This is a genomic window from Sphaerisporangium flaviroseum (assembly GCF_039537005.1).
Taxonomy (GTDB): domain Bacteria; phylum Actinomycetota; class Actinomycetes; order Streptosporangiales; family Streptosporangiaceae; genus Sphaerisporangium; species Sphaerisporangium flaviroseum.
On sequence record NZ_BAAAZR010000043.1, the window covers coordinates 148019 to 166094 of the forward strand.

General features: G+C 70.1%; 12 protein-coding genes. 7 read left to right on the top strand and 5 right to left on the bottom strand.

What is annotated here, in order from left to right:
• Positions 1–80: 80 nt before the first annotated feature.
• Positions 81–2216 carry a VanW family protein gene (locus ABD810_RS35515; protein ID WP_344951275.1) on the top strand — a complete coding sequence of 712 codons (2136 nt, stop codon included), beginning with the start codon at positions 81–83 and terminating at the stop codon, positions 2214–2216.
• A gap of 100 nt (positions 2217–2316) precedes the next feature.
• On the opposite strand, the gene ABD810_RS35520 is transcribed toward ABD810_RS35515, so the two are convergent.
• A complete protein-coding gene (locus tag ABD810_RS35520) occupies positions 2317–3456 on the bottom strand; it encodes a PQQ-dependent sugar dehydrogenase (protein ID WP_344951277.1) in 1140 nt (379 codons plus the stop codon).
• Positions 3457–3538: 82 nt separating this feature from the next.
• Here ABD810_RS35520 and ABD810_RS35525 point away from each other — a divergent pair, with 82 nt between their 5' ends.
• The 5 genes from ABD810_RS35525 (at position 3539) to ilvC (ending at position 11000) form a co-directional block, all read left to right on the top strand.
• Positions 3539–4447 (top strand): 2-hydroxyacid dehydrogenase, encoded by a 909-nt coding sequence (locus ABD810_RS35525; protein WP_344951283.1) that lies wholly within the window; start codon positions 3539–3541, stop codon positions 4445–4447.
• Positions 4448–4698: 251 nt separating this feature from the next.
• A complete protein-coding gene (locus ABD810_RS35530) occupies positions 4699–7350 on the top strand; it encodes a putative bifunctional diguanylate cyclase/phosphodiesterase (RefSeq protein ID WP_344951286.1) in 2652 nt (883 codons plus the stop codon).
• A gap of 231 nt (positions 7351–7581) precedes the next feature.
• A complete protein-coding gene (locus tag ABD810_RS35535) occupies positions 7582–9372 on the top strand; it encodes an acetolactate synthase large subunit (RefSeq protein WP_344951290.1) in 1791 nt (596 codons plus the stop codon).
• A gap of 64 nt (positions 9373–9436) precedes the next feature.
• Positions 9437–9961, top strand: coding sequence for an acetolactate synthase small subunit (ilvN, locus tag ABD810_RS35540; protein WP_344951294.1), 525 nt, complete (start codon positions 9437–9439; stop codon positions 9959–9961).
• A 52-nt stretch (positions 9962–10013) separates the two neighbouring features.
• Positions 10014–11000, top strand: coding sequence for a ketol-acid reductoisomerase (gene ilvC / locus ABD810_RS35545; RefSeq protein ID WP_344951674.1), 987 nt, complete (start codon positions 10014–10016; stop codon positions 10998–11000).
• Between the two features lie 188 nt (positions 11001–11188).
• Here the strand turns inward: ilvC and dacB are convergent, their stop codons facing one another.
• The 4 genes from dacB to ABD810_RS35565 all read right to left on the bottom strand — a co-directional run bounded on the left by dacB (position 11189) and on the right by ABD810_RS35565 (position 16059).
• Entirely contained in the window at positions 11189–12745 is a 1557-nt protein-coding gene (gene dacB / locus ABD810_RS35550) for a D-alanyl-D-alanine carboxypeptidase/D-alanyl-D-alanine endopeptidase (RefSeq protein ID WP_344951299.1), read from the bottom strand.
• Between the two features lie 152 nt (positions 12746–12897).
• Positions 12898–13437, bottom strand: a complete 540-nt coding sequence (locus ABD810_RS35555) for an FHA domain-containing protein (RefSeq protein ID WP_344951302.1) — start codon at positions 13435–13437, stop codon at positions 12898–12900.
• Positions 13438–13542: 105 nt separating this feature from the next.
• Complete coding sequence (locus ABD810_RS35560) at positions 13543–14916, bottom strand: MFS transporter (RefSeq protein ID WP_344951305.1); 1374 nt, start codon at positions 14914–14916, stop codon at positions 13543–13545.
• A gap of 240 nt (positions 14917–15156) precedes the next feature.
• Positions 15157–16059, bottom strand: coding sequence for a hypothetical protein (locus ABD810_RS35565; protein WP_344951307.1), 903 nt, complete (start codon positions 16057–16059; stop codon positions 15157–15159).
• A gap of 208 nt (positions 16060–16267) precedes the next feature.
• Between ABD810_RS35565 and serA the strand changes: the two genes are divergently transcribed.
• On the top strand, positions 16268–17857 hold the full coding sequence (serA, locus tag ABD810_RS35570; RefSeq protein ID WP_344951310.1) for a phosphoglycerate dehydrogenase: 1590 nt from the start codon (positions 16268–16270) through the stop codon (positions 17855–17857).
• The last annotated feature ends 219 nt before the right edge of the window (positions 17858–18076 follow it).

Genomic DNA, 18076 nt, shown 5'->3' on the forward strand with positions numbered 1-18076 from the left:
ACCGATGTAGCGGAATTTGGGAGTGTTGTTGGTTTAGGGTGATGCGGGGGAATCGGTACGGAGCGGGAGGAGACGAAGGCGTGCGGAACGCCGGATCGTCCATCGACCCGCCGTCCGACCCGTTCGCGGCGGTGCGCCCCGAGTCCCCCGTGGCGCCGCCCGCCGACCGCCGGTTTTCGAACGACCAGACGAACGGACGCTCGGCCGGGCGTAAGAAACTTCCTCCGGGCGTCTCTCCGCTCCCGCCCGGCGTGTCGCCCGACATCTTCGCGCAGACCCCACCCCACGCCGGCAACGGGCCGTCCGGCCAGCCGGGGACCCTGCCGCCCCCCGCGCCTCCGCCCCAGCCGTGGCCCATGACCACGAGCGTGCGCGTCCGCCGGACCGGTGACGACCTGACGGCCGAGCCCTCCGTCGTGATCGCGCAGGAGCCGGTGGAGAGCCGGAGCAGGTGGCGCGCGCTGTGGCTCGTCACGGGCGGGCTCGCCTTCCTGTTCGTCCTCGCCTACGCGATCCCCGCCACGTACATGTGGGGCAGGGTGCTGCCCGGCACGCACGTCGCCGACGTGCGCATCGGCGGTCTGACCGAGACCGAGGCGATCGACCGCCTCCATGAGCGTTTCGACGGGAAGGACCTGGAACCCGTCGGGCTCATGGTGGACGGCCGGCGCGTCGACGTGCTGGAGCCGCGGGACGCCGGGCTGACCATAGACGTCGAGGCGACGGTCGCCGACGCGCAGACCGGGTTCCCGTCCCCCCTTGCCGTCTGGCAGGCGCTCACCGGCGAGAACGACCTGCCGCTGCGGATCTCGGTGAACACCGCCAAGTTCGCCCAGCGGATCCGCAAGGTCGCCAAACAGGTCGATCGGCCGGCCGGTGAGGGCGCGATCGTCTACAAGGGCGTCAGGGCGCAGGTCGTGCCGCCCAAGGACGGCGCCGTCCTGGACCAGGGGGCCACCGCGGAGGCGATCAAGCGGGCCTTCGTCAACGCCCCGGTATCCGTCGCGCTTCCGGTGTCGCCCGTGCGGTCGAGGGCCGGCAGGGAGGCGTTCGACCAGGCGCTCGGCATGGCGCGCAGCGCGGTGGCCGCGCCGATCACCCTGGTGAACGGCGACAGGCGGGTGCGTCTGTCCCGGCAGGTGATCGCGGCCGGCCTGAAGTTCGTGGCGGACGAGCATGGTGTGGTCCGCCCGCGGTTCGACGCCTGGAAGGCGGTCAAAGGTCTGGAGACCAGGCTGGTCGGGGTCGCCGAGGCGCCGCGCGAGGCGGGATTCGTCATCGAGAACGGCGCCCCGAAGCTGGTCCACGCCCGCACGGGCAAGGGCGTCGACGCCACGCAACTGGCCGCGGCGGTGGCCAAGGTGATCACCGACGGAGGCGGCCGTACGATCCCGGTGTCCCTCGCGATCATCCAGCCCACCCTCACCGACGAGGCCGCCGTGAAGCTGGGCGTGAAGGAGAAGGTCCACGAGTCCACGACGACCTTCCCGTGCTGCGTCGCCAGGGTCGTCAACATCCACAAGGCCGCCGATCTGGTGGACGGCATCGTGGTGAAGCCCGGGGAGACGTTCTCGCTGAACGAGGTCATCAAGGCGCCGGACGCCGACCGCGGCTTCGTGCCGGCCCAGGCGATCGTGGACGACCACCTGGCCATCACCATGGGCGGCGGGGTCTCCCAGCTCGCCACCACCATGTACATGGCCGCCTACTTTGCCGGGCTCGAGGACGTCGAGCACACCCCGCACCAGTTCCACGTCCGGCGCTACCTGCCGGGTCAGGACGCCGCGGTGAGCTATCCCGACCAGGACCTGCGCTGGCGGAACGACTCGGAGTACGGCGTGCTGATCAAGACCGCGTACACCGGCACCTCCGTGACCGTGGCCCTGTGGAGCACGAGGCAGTACGACCGCGTCGAGGCCGAGACCTCTCAGCGGTCCGACGTGACCCAGCCGGAGACCAGGTCGGAGAGCGGCCCCGGCTGCCTGCCGATGGAGGGCGCGCCGGGCTTCACCGTCACCCTGACCCGGGTCTTCTACAAGGACGGCAAGGTCGTCAAGCGCGACCGCCCGCAGACCACGGTGTACGAACCGCAGGCCAAGGTGATCTGTGAGCAGGCGCGGTCCTCCCCGCCGGCGAGACGCGGCGGGCCCAGCGGCCAGGACGCCGTCGAGCTCCCCGGTCCCGAGGGAACGATCGACGGCGACACCGGCGACTGACCACTCGGACCTGGTCCCCCCACGGCGCCGGCGCGGGCAGCCGACGGTTCCGGGCGCGGGCCGCCTCCATCGTGCCGGCACCGGCAGGTTCCGGTCCGGGTCACTTCATCGGAATGACCAGGATGCGGTCGTCGCCCTCCTTGGCCGAGCCTCGCCCGTCCTTGTTGCTGGTGCTCACGTACAGGGTGCCGTCCGGTGCGGTCGCCACGGCGCGCAGCCGCCCGTACTCGCCCTCGTACCGGGCGACGGGCTTGCCCGCGCGGCCGTCGCCGGACAACGGGACCTGCCACAGCCGCGTTCCACGCAGCGCCGCCACCCACAGGGATCCGGCCGCGTAGGCCATGCCGGAGGGGGACGCCTCAGCGGTGGACCAGGTCAGCAGGGGGTCGACGTACTCGTCCTTGCCGCCGAACCCCTCCACCTCGGGCCACCCGTAGTTCTGGCCCTTCTTGATCTCGTTGACCTCGTCGTAGGTGTTCTGACCGAACTCGGAGGCGTACATACGACCCGAATCATCCCAGGCCATGCCCTGGACGTTGCGGTGGCCGTAGCTCCAGATCACGTTCTGGAACGGGTTGCCCGGGGCCCCCTTCCCGTCGACGGTCATGCGCAGGATCTTGCCGCCGAGCGAGCCCATGGCCTGCGCGAGGGGCCGGTCACCGGTCTCGCCCGTCGACGCGTACAGGTAGCCGTCCGGGCCGAAGGCGAGCCGCCCGCCGTTGTGGATGCCCCCCTTGGGGATGCCGCTGAGGATCGTCACCGGGTCGGCCAAGCCGTTCTCGTAGCGGTAGCGCACGATGCGGTTCCCGGTCGCCGCCGTGAAATACACGAAAATATAGTGATCTTGCGAGAACTTGGGGGAGACGGCCACGCCGAGCAGGCCGCCTTCCCCACTCGGGGACACCCCCTCCACCACGCCCACCTGGCTCGTCTTCCCCGCCGGGGTCACGCGCAGCAGCCGCGCGGAATCCCGCTCGGTCACCAGCGCGTCGCCACCGGGCAGGAAGGCGATGGCCCACGGCACCGACAGCCCTTCGACGAGCGTGCGGGGGGACCCCGGGTCCCGCTGCGGAACGGCGCTCGCCGCCGGGGCCGGCGTTCCCCCTCCGTCCTGGCGCTCCGCGGTCCCCGGGGTGCACCCTGCCAGCAGAACGGCCACCGTGACCCCGGCGACCGCGCGCCCGGCGGCGGTGGTGCGCCGGTGTGGCCCACCGGTGGGACGAAACGAATCGTTCGACATATCGGACCTCCTCCGTGACTCCATACTCGTGCCTCGGGCGTGAGGTTCCCGGCCCCGCGAGCGATCGTTAGGGTTAACGGTCATGAAGATTTGGGCTCCCTCGCAGGCCATCGTCGACGTCTTGACCGATCTGCCCGACGTGGAGTGCGTCATGTACGACGGTGGCCCCCGGCCGCCTGAGGGTGCCGAGGACGTCGAGGTGTGGATCCCCTCGCTGATGCCGCCGCGCCAGACTCCCGAGATTCTCGGCCGCATGGCCAAGCTCCGCCTCCTGCAGACGGTGACGGCGGGTGTGGACGCCTACCGCCCGCACCTGCCCGAGGGTGTCATCCTGTGCAACGCGCGGGGTGTGCACGAAGCGGGGACCGCCGAGTGGGCCGTGGGCGCGATGATCGCCGTACTTCGGGACTTCCCCGCCTTCGCGGACGCCCAGCGGCACGGCCACTGGTCCTACCACCACACGGGCGTGCTGGCCGACGCCACCGTGCTGATCGTCGGGTACGGCTCCATCGGCCAGGCGCTGGAGCGCCGGCTCGACGGGTTCGAGGTGAACGTCGTCCGCGTGGCGAGGACCGCCCGCGAAGGCGTGCACGGGCAGGAGGAGCTTCCCGCCCTGCTCCCCGGGGCCGACGTGGTGGTGCTGCTGGTTCCCTCGACCTCCGGTACCACGGGCCTGGTGGACGCCGCGTTCCTGGCGGCGATGAAGGACGGCGCGGTGCTGGTGAACGCGTCCAGGGGCACGGTCGTCGACACCGGCGCGCTGGTCGCCGAGCTCGAACGCGGAAGGATACGGGCGGCGCTGGACGTGACCGACCCCGAGCCGCTTCCGGACGGCCATCCCCTGTGGGCGGCGCCGGGGGTCTTCATCACGCCCCATGTGGCCGGCAGCACCCCCGCCTCGGTGCGGCGCGCAGGCAAGCTCGTACGGTCTCAAATGTTGAGATATCTGTCCGGAGAACCACTGAACAACGTGATCACAGGCATCTACTGAGCGGCTTGACTCAACTTTCTGACTCGTAACGATAGGAAAGCAAACCCAGACCGTGGCTGCCTCGTGACCTCGGATGCGTAGCGTGAATCTTGCCGCGCGACCGTTCGGAAGCATCACGGCGGTTATCAGATCGGTGACGACTGAACGGTTGTCGCCTCTTCCGCCGCCGCGCGGACGCGACACTGGCGACGTGACAGAGATGAGCCACATGGGCGACGACATTGAACGGCCTTCGTGACCCAAGGGTCCCGTTGACCGCCGCCGCCGGGCTCGGCGCGGTGGCCCTCGCGGCTGCCCTTCTCGTCAGCAAACCCTTCATCGTCGTCACGGCCATCGCCGGGGTGGTGGCGGGCCTTGTGGCCGCCGTCTCACTCTTCGTCGCCGCGGCACGCGTCAGGCCGCCCTCGCGGCACCAGTCGTCATCGTGGCGCTGGCTCGCCTGGGGTTCGATCACCTGGCTCACCGGTGTCGGTCTGCGGCCGGTCGCGGAGGGCACGCCGTTCGTGCTGACCTTCGCCGATGTCCTGCTCCTCGTGGGCACCGTTCTGCTCGGCATCGGCTGTGGCCGCACCGCGAGGCGGCCCGCGTACGGCAGGTCGCTGCTCCACTACGTCACAAGCGCCTACATCAGCGCCGCGTCCCTGTTCGCCATCTGCTGGGTGCTGCTGCTCGGGCCGGTGTATTCCAAGGCCGACGAGCCGAGCACCCTGGTACTGCCGGTGGTGTGCCTGCTCGTCATCTGCGCCGTGGCCCCGGCCGCGCTGGCCGCCCGATCCGCCGGGCGGCGCATCGGCATCGCCGCGCTCGCCGTCCTGGCGGCGATCACGGTCGAGGAGATGGCCACGGCGATCGGGCGGCTGACCGCCGGCGGCACCCCGGCGCTGATCACGGGCATCGTGGCCCCCGCCGCCTTCCTGCTGCTCGCCGCCGTGCCATGGGGGGGCCGCGCCGGCGCCGAACCGGTGCGCTCGACGCCCTCGGCCGTGGTCGACGGCGCGCCGCTCGCCCTGGCCGGGATCGCCACCGTCGTCCTGGTCGTCCGCGTGCTCGCCGGCCGTCCCGACGAGCCCATGCCGGTGCTGCCGATCGTCGTCGGCTCCATCGTCGTGGTGCTGCTCGCCAAGGTGTTCGTGCTGGCGCTGGAGACGGTGAGCATGCGCGGCACCGTCGAGTCGGGCGAGCGCCAGCTCGTCCACCTCGCCGAGAGCGCCGGAGACGTGGTCCTCGTCTGCGACCACGACGGGGTGATCCAGGAGATGGGCTCCGGGGTCGAGGCCATGTACGGCTACCGCCCCCAGGAGCTGGTGGGGCGCTCGATCCTCGACTACGTGCATTCGGAGGACGCCCCCGCCGTCCAGGCGGCCCTGAGGGCGATGACGGCCGAGGAGGAGTCCTCGGCCGACCGCCAGGGTGCCTGCCGCGTCTCCTGCCGGGTGCGTGCCGCCGACGGCACCTGGCGGCCGGCCGAGTCCGTCGCCACCCGGCATCCTGGCGACGTCGAGGATCTGGTCCTGATCTCCACGCGCGACGTCAGCGACCAGGTGGCGCTGCGCAACCAGGTCGCCCACCTGACCTTCCACGACGGCGTGACCGGGCTGCCCAACCGTGCCTACTTCGAGGAGCGCACCCGGGAGGTGCTGGCCCGCAAGGGGCTCGGCGGCACGGCCGTGGTCTTCCTCGACCTCGACGGGTTCACCGGCGTCAACGACTCCGTGGGCCACGCCGGCGGCGACTACCTGCTCAGCCAGGCGGCCCGGCGCCTGCGCGCGGCCGTACGCGCCGACGACACCCTGGCCCGCTGGGGCGGCGACGAGTTCGCGGTGCTGCTGGAGTCGGGCAGCTCGGGCGGCTCCGGTCCTTCGGCGAGCTCGGGGACCGCCGACGCCCAGTCCGCCATCGACCTGGCCGAGCGGCTGGTGCGCGCGGTCTCCTCCGAGCCGTTCCGGGTGGCCGACCGCGACATCGCGCTGACCGCGAGCGTCGGGGTGGCGTTCGCCGAGGACGGCGTCCCGGCGGGCGACCTCATCCGCAACGCCGACGTGGCGATGGCCCGGGCCAAGGAGCTCGGCGGGCGCCGGGTCGAGGTGTTCGCCGCACACATGCACGCCGACGTCGTACGCCGGCTCGAGCTCGCCGCCGACCTTCAGCGCGCGCTGCTGGCCGAGCAGTTCGCCGTGGAGTACCAGCCGGTGGTCGACCTCGCGACGTCGAGGGTCACGGCGGTGGAGGCCCTGGTGCGCTGGTGGCGCGGCAGCACGTTCGTGCCGCCTCAGCAGTTCCTCGGCGCCGCCGAGGACACCGGCCTGATCGTCCCCCTCAGCGAGTGGATCCTGCGGGAGGCCTGCCGCGAGGTCGCCAACTGGCGGGCGTCGTCCTGGGACATCGGGCTCTCGCTCAACCTGTCCAGCCGCCAGATCACCGCCCCACGGTTCGTGGAGACGGTCGAGGCGGCCCTGGCAGAGAGCGGGCTTCCGGCGAGCGCTCTGACCCTGGAGGTGATCGAGGAGATGCTCGTCGAGGACGCCGAGGAGATCATCAACCGGCTGTCGGAGCTGCGTGCCCTCGGCGTGCGGCTCGCGATCGACGACTTCGGCACCGGGTACGCGTCGCTGGCCCTGCTCCGCCAGCTGCCCGTCGACATCATCAAGATCGATCCTTCCTTCGTCTCGGGTCTCGGACGTGACGAGACGCTCACCTTGCTGACCCGCACGATCGTGCGGCTCGGCCACGATCTCGGCCTGATCGTCGTGGCCGAGGGCATCGAGCGCCCCGAACAGCTCGAGTTGCTGCGCGAGATGGGCTGCACCCGGGGCCAGGGATACCTCGTGGCCAGGCCGATGGCGGCCAGGGGCGTCGACTCGCTCATGCGCACGAACCTGTCGCCTTTGCAGAACACCGCGTGACGACCAGCGTCCGACATCCCATATGGTGAGACATGTGTCCGGGGATTTGACACGTCGGCCCCGTGAGGGGCTATCGTTGCGGGCATGCGTATCACTGGGAACCTCATTGCCGGGCTCATGCGAGCACGGCTTGAGGGTGTAGTACTTCGCCGGCGCGCGGGTCGCTGACGAATAGTCCCCAGCCTGCGCGCAGCCCCAGCACCGCCTCCCACGGCGGGCGGGGCATTTTTTATGGCCACACCCAGCTCAGCCACGCAAGGAAACGAGCCGATGACCGAAGAGATGACAGGTGCGCAGGCCCTCGTCAGGGCGCTGGAGCAGGTCGGGGTCGACACGGTGTTCGGGATCCCCGGCGGTGCGATCCTGCCCGCCTACGACCCGCTCTACGACTCCGCCAAGGTCAGGCACGTGCTCGTACGTCACGAGCAGGGCGCCGGCCACGCCGCCGAGGGGTACGCCCAGGCGACCGGCCGCGTCGGGGTGTGCATGGCCACCAGCGGCCCCGGTGCGACCAACCTCGTGACCGCGATCGCCGACGCCTACATGGACTCGGTGCCGATCGTCGCGATCACCGGCCAGGTCGCGGCGCCGCTCATCGGCACCGATGCCTTCCAGGAAGCCGATATCTCGGGCATCACCATGCCGATCACCAAGCACAACTTCCTCGTCACCGATGCCGACGACATCCCGCGGATCATCGCCGAGGCCTTCCACATCGCCTCCACCGGCCGTCCCGGACCGGTGCTCGTCGACATCTCCAAGGACGCGCTCCAGGCGACCACCGCCTTCTCCTGGCCGCCCGTCATGCGCCTTCCGGGCTACCGCCCGGTCACCCGGCCGCACTCCAAGCAGATCAGGGAGGCCGCGCGCCTCATGGTCGAGGCCAAGCGGCCGGTGCTCTACGTGGGCGGCGGCGTGCACAAGGCCCAGGCGTCGGCGGAGCTGGCCGCGCTGGCCGAGCTCACCGGCATCCCCGTGGTGACCACGCTGACGGCCAGGGGAACCTTCCCCGACACCCACCCCCACCACCTGGGCATGCCCGGCATGCACGGCACGGTGGCGGCCGTGGGCGCCCTGCAGCGCAGCGACCTGATCATCGCGCTGGGCACCCGGTTCGACGACCGGGTGACGGGCAGGCTCGACACCTTCGCCCCCTTCGCCAAGATCATCCATGCCGACATCGACCCGGCCGAGATCTCCAAGAACCGGCACGCCGACGTTCCGATCGTGGGCGACTGCCGCGAGGTCCTCGTCGACCTGGTGGCGGCGGTGAAGCACGAGAACGACGAGGGCCGCGTCGGTGACTACACCGCCTGGTGGGCGGTGCTGAACGGGTACAAGGAGACCTACCCCCTCGGCTACGACCAGCCTGAGGACGGCTCGCTGGCCCCCCAGTACGTCATCGAGCGGCTGAGCAAGATCGTCGGCCCGGACGCCTACTACCTGGCCGGCGTGGGCCAGCACCAGATGTGGGCCGCCCAGTTCGTCACCTACGAGAAGCCCGGCACGTTCATCAACTCGGGCGGCGCGGGCACCATGGGCTTCGCGGTCCCGGCGGCGATGGGCGCGAAGATGGGCCTGCCCGACGCCACGGTGTGGGCCATCGACGGCGACGGCTGCTTCCAGATGACCAACCAGGAGCTCGCGACCTGCGCGCTCGAAGGTGTGCCGATCAAGGTGGCCGTCATCAACAACGGCAACCTCGGCATGGTGAGGCAGTGGCAGACGCTGTTCTACAACCAGCGCTACTCCAACACCGACCTGCAGTCCGTCCGCCGCATCCCCGACTTCGTCAAGCTGGCGGAGGCCTACGGATGCGTCGGCCTGCGGTGCGAACGGCCCGAGGACGTCGACGCGACGATCCGCAAGGCCATGGAGATCAACGACGTTCCCGTGGTCATCGACTTCGTGGTCCACAAGGACGCCATGGTCTGGCCCATGGTCGCGGCCGGAACCGGCAACGACGAGATCAAGATCGCCCGGGACATGGCTCCCGTGTGGGACAACGAGGAGGATTCGTGAGCCGGTCGAGCCGCCTCGGCGTCGCGCGCAGCGGCCGCCTGACGGGTTTCATGGGAGGGAACGCATGAGCCGCCACACGCTGTCGGTTCTCGTCGAGAACAAGCCGGGTGTCCTTGCCCGGGTCGCCGCGCTGTTCAGCCGGCGCGGATTCAACATCGACTCGCTCGCGGTGGGGCCGACCGAGCATGCCGACGTGTCACGCATGACCATCGTCGTGAACGTCGCCGAGCTCCCGCTGGAGCAGGTCACCAAGCAGCTCAACAAGCTGGTCAACGTGATCAAGATCGTGGAGCTCGACCCTTCCCAGTCCGTGCAGCGCGAGCTGACGCTGATCAAGGTCAGGGCCGACGCCGAGACCCGGTCCCACGTTCTCGAGCTCGTGCAGCTGTTCCGCGCCCGCTGCGTGGACGTCGCCACGGACGCGGTGACCATCGAGGTCACCGGCACACCGGACAAGCTCGACGCCTTCATCAGGGTGCTGGAGCCGTTCGGTATCAAGGAGCTCGTCCAATCGGGCATGGTGGCCATCGGCCGCGGCGCCCGGTCCATCACCGACCGCTCGCTCCGGGCCCTGGACCGCAGCGCGTAGGCGTGCGGGCGCGAGCCATACGAAATTCACGAAAGGCAAGCTAGTGACTGAGATCTTCTACGACGACGAAGCCGACCTGTCGGTCATCCAGGGCCGGCACGTGGCCGTGCTGGGGTACGGAAGCCAGGGCCACGCCCACGCGCTGTCGCTCCGCGATTCCGGGGTGGACGTCCGGGTGGGCCTGCCCGAGGGCTCCAAGAGCCGTGAGAAGGCCGAGAACGACGGTCTGCGCGTCCTCGCACCGGGGGAGGCCGCCGAGGAGGCCGACCTCATCATGATCCTCGCGCCCGACCACATCCAGCGTCACCTCTACACCGAGCACGTCGCGCCGAACCTCGTCGACGGCGACGCCCTGTTCTTCGGCCACGGACTGAACATCCGCTACGGCCTGATCGAGGCGCCCGAGGGCGTCGACGTCGCCATGGTGGCGCCGAAGGGCCCGGGTCACCTGGTCCGCCGGCAGTTCACCGCCGGCCGCGGCGTCCCGGTGCTCGTGGCCGTCGAGCGCGACGCGACCGGCGGGGCGTGGCCGCTCGTGCTGTCGTATGCCAAGGCCATCGGCGGCACCCGCGCGGGCGCGCTCAAGACGACCTTCACCGAGGAGACCGAGACCGACCTGTTCGGCGAGCAGGCCGTGCTGTGCGGCGGCGTCTCCGAGCTGATCAAGACCGGTTTCGAGACGCTGATCGAGGCCGGCTACCAGCCCGAGGTCGCCTACTTCGAGTGCCTCCACGAGATGAAGCTCATCGTCGACCTCATGTACGAAGGCGGCATCTCCAAGATGTACTGGTCGGTCTCCGACACCGCCGAGTACGGCGGTTACTCGCGCGGGCCGCGCATCGTCACCTCGGAGACCAAGAAGGAGATGCAGCGCATCCTCGGCGAGATCAAGTCCGGCGAGTTCGCCCGCGAGCTGGTGGACGAGTTCGACAGTGGCCAGAGCAACTTCCGCAAGTACCGCGAGGAGCTGGCCGAGCACCCCATCGAGAAGACCGGGGCCAAGCTGCGTCCGATGATGAGCTGGCTGAAGGAGAAGTAGCCTTCCGGCCTGAGCGCCGCGAAGGAGGAGCAACCCTTCTGGCCTGAGCGCTTTGGCCGAACACTGCGGACGCCACCGGCTCCGTCCCGTATCGCGCGGGGCGGAGCCGGTGGCGTCCGGTGTCAGGGCCGTGTCATCGCGGCCGTCGTGCGGAGTGCGGCGTCACCGGGTCTCCCCGGCGGCCGGGGTCAGCACTGGACGGGCTTGAGCCAGGAGCATTCGAGATCGGCGTCGGCGCCCTCGGGGGTCGCGGTCCTAAGCTGCACGGTGGCGTCCACAGGGGTGTCACGCTTGAAGCGCGCCAGCCGGACGGCGATGGCGTCCTCCACGGTCGTCTTCGGGCTGCCGGACAGGTAGTTGTTGGTCAGGATCGAGAACACCAACGGCTCGCCGTCGGCGCTGGTCACGTACCCGGAGAGCCCGGTGACGCTGGTCAGCGAGCCGGTCTTGGCGTGCACGTTGCCGGCCGCGGGGGTGCCTGCCATGCGGCTGCGCAGGGTCCCGCCGGTGAGGCGGTCGGCGTTGCCGGCGATCGGCAGGGCGTCGTACCAGGTCTTGTACCAGGGCTTCGACCGCATGGCGATGAGGTAGGCCGCGAGATCGCCGGGGGTCACGCCGTCGAGCCGGGACAGGCCCGAGCCGTCGCGCAGCCGCACCGCCTTGACCCCGTTCTTCGCGGCGAATCCGAGCGTGACGGCCAGCCCGGCGTCCCAGGTGCCCTTGCCGGAGACCTTGCGGCCCATGGCCTTGGTGAGGATCTCGGCGTGCATGTTGTTGCTGAGCTTCATGAAGGGCACGAGCAGCTCGCTGAGCGGCATCGACTCCTTCTGCGCCACGCTGGTGGCGGCGGCCGGCGTCGCGCCCCGTCCGGTGGTGCCGAGGACGCGCACGCCGTGCTTGGCGAGCGCCTTCCTGAACAGGGAGGCGGAGTACCCGGTCGGGTCGTCGACGGTGACCCACTCGTCGTACTCCTCCGCCACCGTGCCGGTGATCACGACCTTGTTCGTGCCGTGCAGGCGGTTCACCAGGACGTCGGTCTCCGCGCCGGTGGTGGCGCGGTTCTCGATCTTGAGGTAGTCGGTCTCCGGCGTGGTGGTGACCTTGGCGGGCGCGCCGGCCGCGTCGCCGGGGGCGACCGAGACGATCACCGAGCCGGCGTCGTAGTCGGTGTCGGGAGACGCGGTGAGCGCGGAGATCTGCGCCGCGTAGTAGTACGGCTCGTCGTCCCACGCCCAGTCGGTGCCGAGCCGGACGTCGTCGAACCAGGTGTCGTCGGCGACCAGCCTGCCCGCGACGAGCTTGACGCCCGAGCCGGCGACCTTGGCCGCGAGCGCGTCGTAGTCGGTGGCGAGCATGGTCGGATCGCCGGTCCCCTTGAGGTACAGGTCACCGGCCAGGGTGGAGCCCACGCGGCGTCCGGAGCTCAGCACGCTCGTGGTGAAGCGGTAGTCGAGGCCCAGGGTGTCCACCGCCGCGGCGGAGGTCAGCAACTTGGCGTTGGAGGCGGGGAGGAAGATCTTCCCGGTGTCCTGGGCGTAGAGTTGCTCGCCCGTCTCGGCGCTTCTCACCACCACGCCGGAGCGGGCCACGGCCAGGTTCGAGGCGCTGAGGATCTGGTCGATGTCCTTGACCAGGTCGGTCACGCCGGGCGTGGGGTCGGCGGCGCCGGCGGGAACGCCCGATGCCCAGGTCACGGTAAGGGTCAGGAGTACTGCCGCCAGCAGTCCGGCCGGTCGTCGGGGCATCCGCACGGGTTCCTCCAGGGATAGATGGCCCGGATCATGCCGCGATCATCGAGAACCATTGACCAGACGGCAATACGGAAATATTCGTATCTTGTCTGATTTCTAGCAGCCGCCTGGCCCCGTCGCCCGGCTCTTGCCGTATCCGGATGGTCCTACTGGGGCACGGACACGAGGAACGCGCACTCGCCGAAGGAGATCTCGTCGCCCGCCCGGACGTGCGCGGGCCCCACGAGGCGCCACCCGTTCAACCGGGTGCCGTTGAGCGATCCGAGGTCGACGAGCAGCCAGGCCTCGCTGTCGCGGCGCAGCTCGGCGTGCACGCGCGACACGGTCAGGTCGGTGAGGACCAGGTCGCACTCGGAGCCCCGGCCCACCACGTAGCGCGTGCGGCTGTCACCGGGGAGGGCCAGCCTGGGCAGGCGAGGGCGGCGCCACGCGGTCTCGATGCGCGTGGTCAGGTCGGAGACCGATGCGACGGCCTCGGTCAGCCTGCGCCGCCACTTCCCGGAGGGCGGAAGGTCGGAGACGAGGTCGGTCAGCTCGACCTGACTGCGGGCACGCAGCGCACGATCGACGCGTCCAAGGAAGGTGTCGTGCGAGATCTGTCCTTCGAGGGCATGATCGCGGAGCTCGCTGATCGCGCGATCACGGTCTCCATCGGAGGCGCGCACAGGCGGGTGCGTCGAGCTCATGTCCCGAGTATCAGGCTGGCACGGGCAAGGTGTCCAGAATATGCGGGATCTGTTGAGTTCGGGGCGTCACTTCCAGGAGCCCGGCGGCGTCCGCGCGCAGCGGGGTCACACGGGGGCACCGGGCGGCGTGACCTGGGCGGGCGTCGCCTGGGCCAGCCGGTCGGCGGTCAGGTCGTACTTACGGGTCATCAGGATGCCGATGAGGACGATGATGGCGGGGATGATCGCCTGGGCGACGATGACGGCGGTGAGGGCGCTTTCGGGCTGGGCGACGGGGTGCTCGGGGTCGGAGGACAGGAAGCCGCCGGCCGCCAGCACCGCACCGACGATGAGGGCGCCGAACGCGCTCACCGCGCTCTCCACGGCCGTCCACAGGCCGGTGAAGACGCCGCCCCTGCGCTTACCGCTCGTGGCCGAGTCGTGGGCGATCACATCGGCCAGCATGGAGAACTGAAGAAGCTGCAGGCCGGCGTATCCCACGCCGACGATCACCACTGTGAGGTGGGCGTAGAGCACACCGAAGGCGGGGGTGAGCGCCGACAGCAGCGCTCCGGTGAGGAAGAGCGACCCGGCGAGCAGCATGGCGCCGCGCTTGTCCATCTTGCGGGCGATCCAGACCCAGAGGGGCATCGTGATCAGCATCGGCCCCACCAGCGCCGCGAACAGCGTGCTGGTGGCCGAGTGATCGCCGAGCGTGTAGGTGGCGAAGTACGGGGCTCCCGCGAGCATCACGCCGGCTGCCAGCGTCTGCGCGCTGGACAGGCCGAGCAGCCACATGAACGGGCGGCTGGCCCGGGCCGCCGCGAGCTGGGCCCTGAGGTTGACCTCCGGTTCCGAGCTGCCCGTCAGTGGGGCGCGGGCCGTACCGAAGAAGGTGGCGAGCATGGAGACGAGCAGGACCGCCGCGAAGATGATCCCCATCTGGCGGTAACCGTCGATCGAGCGTGCGGCGATGGCGGGCGCGAGGATGCCGGCCAGCGCCACCGCCAGGGCGATGAAGATCATCCGCCACTGCAGCAGCGAGGTCCGCTCGTGGTAGTCGTCGGTCATCTCGGCCGGCATGGCCTTGTACGGGACCTCGTACAGCGCGTAGCCGGTGGCCGCGATCAGGAAGAAGACGCCGACGTACAGGGCGGCGGGCATTCCCTTCAACGGCGGCCCCGCGAAGGTCAGCGCGAAGCCGATCGGGAGGACCGCGGCGCCGGCGAGCAGCCAGGGCCGCCGGGGGCCCCAGCGGGACACCGTGCGGTCGGACCACTGGCCCACGAGCGGGTTGATGATCAGGTCCCACGCCTTGGGGGCGAACACCACCACGCCGGCCAGCCACGCGGGAACCGCGAGGAAGTTGGTCATGTAGAACAGCAGCAGCAGGCCCGGGATCGCGCCGAAGGTCGCGGTGCAGAACGAGCCCACACCGTATCCAAGCCGCACGCCTCGCGAGACGGCCGCGGCCGGTCGCGCCGTGGTCGATGGGATCATTGCGCAATTACAGCCCAGTGAGCGTTTGGCCGCTAGGCCTAACGGCACTCATATCCGGGCATCGCCATCGATACACGAGGCCGATCCGTGGTCCCCGGCGGGCCAAGTGTCCTCGCCCGTGCGGTGGTCCCCGGCGGTCCAGGTGTCCTCGCCCGTGCGGTCAAGGGGATGTCCGGCGGTCGTGGAGACGCCCGGTCCGGGCTCGGCCGCCCGGAGGCGGCTGAGCCGGTCCTGGAGCCGTCAGGAGTCCGAGACGTCGGCGCAGACGACGTGCGCGCCGAGCTCGATCATGCGGCGTTCGGTGTTGGCGTCCGCGACGCGGGCCATGAGCACCGGCGCCTCGCTCGCGGCGAGCTGTGGCAGCCGTGCGCGGACCATGCGGTGCAGATCCCTCACGATGTCCTCGGCCGCCCTCATGTGCACCTTGACGTGCAGCATGATCCCTGAGGAGCCGGAGACGGTCCGGGCCTCGGAGATCCACACGTGGTGCACCAGGGGGAAGTCGCGGAGCAACTCGGAGATCGCCACGCGCAGTGCCGGGAGGATCGGATGGACACACCGCTTGTAGCCCGGATCCACCTGCTGCATGGGGCCGGACAGGTGGGGTCGCGGGGCGGGGATCCACGGCATCGCGGGCGCGTCCGGCGCGCTGTGCGGCACGGGTGCCGCGGCGAGCATCTCGTTCCGCCCCAGAGCCGGCATGCTCGGCACCGTGGTCTGGCGCGAGACCGTCGCCATGGCGCCGGTGGCGTAGGCGGTCGGTGACGCGCTGGACATGGCGGGCGCGTGCTGCCCGCTCCGGGTCGACGCGAGGTACCGCTGGAGGTCCTCGATCGGAACGGCTGCCGCCGCGGGCCCGGCCGCGTCGATGACGATCTCCCGCACACCGGTGACGCGCTGGATGTCGAGGATGGTGTCGGCGTCGCAGGCCGACAGCGAGTGGTTGCCGCGGTGCCGCGCGTAGGTGTTCGGGCCGGTATACCCGAGGAGCACACGTTCACCGGCCTGCGTCGTGCCGAGCACGACGGAGCGGTCCGGCCGCACGGCCACCAGGATGCCCCACTCGGCAAGAGCCGCCAGTAGCCGGTGCGGGCTGCCGTGCTGCGCGAGCACTTCTCCGAGAGCGGGGTTCCCGATGCTCATACGACAAACGATAGGTAGTGGGACACAGCTTATCAGCCTAATCGTCAAGAAATGTTGTGATCAATACCAAGATGGCGGCTTGCGCGTGGAATCTAGTTTAGATGGGTACGCGCCGATGTCTCGTATGGCGGACGTTCGTGAGTGCTTTCACAAGCGCGGATAGACTCGAACCTTGTCCGTGCATCCGCACTTCCCAAAGGACCCACCAGTGAACAAGCCCGTCGTCCTGGTCGCAGAGGAGCTCTCCGAAGCAGGTCTCGCCGTGCTCGGGGCCGACTTCGAGGTCCGTCACACCGACGGTGCCGACCGGTCGCAGTTCCTGCCCGCCATCGCCGAGGTGGACGCTCTCATCGTGCGCAGCGCCACCCAGGTGGACGCGGAGGCGCTGTCCCACGCGCGCCGTCTACGCGTCGTCGCCCGAGCCGGGGTCGGCCTGGACAACGTCGACGTCGAGGCCGCCACCAAGGCCGGTGTCATGGTCGTCAACGCCCCGACCTCGAACATCGTCAGCGCCGCGGAGCACACCGTCGCCCTGATCCTCGCCAGCGCCCGCAACGTCGCCCAGGGCCACGGCGCGCTCAAGGCCGGGGAGTGGAAGCGCTCGAAGTACACCGGTGTCGAGCTCGACGAGAAGGTCATCGGCATCCTCGGGCTCGGCCGCATCGGCCAGCTCGTCGCGCAGCGCCTCGCGCCCTTCGGGGTCGAGCTCATCGCCTACGACCCCTACCTCCAGCCGGCCCGCGCCGCCCAGATGGGCGTGCGTCTGGTCTCCCTGGACGAGGTGCTCAAGCAGGCCGACTTCATCACCGTTCACCTGCCGAAGTCCAAGGAGACCGTCGGTCTCATCGGTGAGAAGGAGCTGCACACCGTCAAGCCGTCGGCCCGCATCATCAACGTCGCCCGTGGCGGCATCGTCGACGAGGGCGCGCTGTACGCCGCCATCAAGGAGGGCAGGCTCGCCGGGGCGGGCATCGACGTGTTCTCCAAGGAGCCCTGCACCGACAGCCCGCTGTTCGAGCTCGACAGCGTCGTGGTGACCCCGCACCTTGGCGCCTCCACCCACGAGGCGCAGGAGAAGGCCGGCACCCAGGTGGCGCGGAGCGTCAAGCTCGCGCTCGCCGGAGAGTTCGTGCCGGACGCGGTCAACGTCCAGGGCGGCGCCGTCGCCGAGGACGTCAAGCCCGGTCTCCCGCTGGCCGAGAAGCTCGGCCGCGTCTTCACCGCCCTCGCCGGGGAGGTGGCCACCCGGCTCGACGTCGAGATCCGCGGTGAGATCGCCGCCCACGACGTGCGCGTGCTGGAGCTGGCCGCGCTCAAGGGCGTGTTCACCGACGTGGTCGAGGACGCCGTGACCTACGTCAACGCGCCGCTGCTCGCCAAGGACCGCGGGGTCACGGTGGAGCTGGTCACCAGCGACGAGAGCCCCGACTGGCGCAACGTCGTCACCGTCAGGGGCGTGCTGGCCGACGGCCGCACGGTCTCGGTGTCGGGCACCCTGTCCGGCCCGCGCCAGATCACCAAGATCGTCGAGGTCAACGGTTTCCAGATGGAGATCGAGCCCACCGACCACCTGGCGTTCTTCACCTACGCCGACCGGCCGGGCATCGTGGGCATCGTCGGCAAGATCCTCGGCGAGCGCCAGGTGAACATCGCCTCGATGCAGGTCGCCCGGGACGCCAAGGGGGGCAGGGCGCTCATCGCCCTGACCGTCGACTCCACGATCACCGCCGATGTCAGCGACCAGATCGTGCAGGAGATCGGCGCCGAGGGCGGCCGCACGGTGGACCTCACCGACTGAGGCCGCGCAGGTGGCCGCCATCCGGGGCGGTTCCTGAAGGCCCGTGCGTACCGTCTCGCCGGTCGAGTCACGCGATCTCGGCGACTGGACGTACCGAACGGAACCAAGGCCCCTCGCCCATCGGGCGAGGGGCCTTCGTCGTCTCATATGTCGAGATACTAGGTCGTCCTACGAGACAGGACGTGTACCGGCAGGTAACGTGAACGGTGATGACGCGCC

Bases quoted from the DNA above. Each gene is read 5' to 3' on its own strand.
- ABD810_RS35520 (WP_344951277.1), bottom strand. From the start codon at position 3,456: ATGTCGAACGATTCGTTTCGTCCCACCGGTGGGCCACACCGGCGCACC.
- ABD810_RS35525 (WP_344951283.1), top strand. From the start codon at position 3,539: ATGAAGATTTGGGCTCCCTCGCAGGCCATCGTCGACGTCTTGACCGAT.
- ABD810_RS35535 (WP_344951290.1), top strand. From the start codon at position 7,582: ATGGCCACACCCAGCTCAGCCACGCAAGGAAACGAGCCGATGACCGAA.
- ilvN (WP_344951294.1), top strand. From the start codon at position 9,437: ATGAGCCGCCACACGCTGTCGGTTCTCGTCGAGAACAAGCCGGGTGTC.
- dacB (WP_344951299.1), bottom strand. From the start codon at position 12,745: ATGCCCCGACGACCGGCCGGACTGCTGGCGGCAGTACTCCTGACCCTT.
- ABD810_RS35555 (WP_344951302.1), bottom strand. From the start codon at position 13,437: ATGAGCTCGACGCACCCGCCTGTGCGCGCCTCCGATGGAGACCGTGAT.
- ABD810_RS35560 (WP_344951305.1), bottom strand. From the start codon at position 14,916: ATGATCCCATCGACCACGGCGCGACCGGCCGCGGCCGTCTCGCGAGGC.
- ABD810_RS35565 (WP_344951307.1), bottom strand. From the start codon at position 16,059: ATGAGCATCGGGAACCCCGCTCTCGGAGAAGTGCTCGCGCAGCACGGC.